Origin of the sequence: Tritonibacter sp. SIMBA_163, from assembly GCF_046535935.1 — a bacterium.
Classification (GTDB): Bacteria; Pseudomonadota; Alphaproteobacteria; order Rhodobacterales; family Rhodobacteraceae; genus Epibacterium; species Epibacterium scottomollicae.
The window spans coordinates 1-294 of record NZ_JAWJBP010000268.1; the positions used below are offsets into that span (position 1 = coordinate 1).

1 rRNA gene is annotated in these 294 nt (G+C 51.7%); it reads right to left on the minus strand.

Features of this window, described 5'->3' with window-relative positions:
- A 23S ribosomal RNA gene (locus R0J92_RS22355) occupies positions 1 to 294 on the minus strand; the annotation flags it as partial.

Below are 294 nucleotides of genomic sequence, written 5' to 3' on the forward strand. Positions count from 1 at the left end.
GGTTCACTATCGATCACTAGGGAGTATTTAGCCTTGGGAGATGGTCCTCCCAGATTCCGACGGAATTTCACGTGTTCCGCCGTACTCAGGATACATTCAAGAGAGAACGAAGTTTCGACTACGGGGTTGTTACCCTCTACGACGGACCTTTCCAGGTCGCTTCGTCTACCTCGTTCCTTTGTAACTCCGTATAGAATGTCCTACAACCCCAAGAGGCAAGCCTCTTGGTTTGGGCTATGTTCCGTTTCGCTCGCCGCTCCTCAGGACATCGCACTTGCTTTCTCTTCCTCCAGG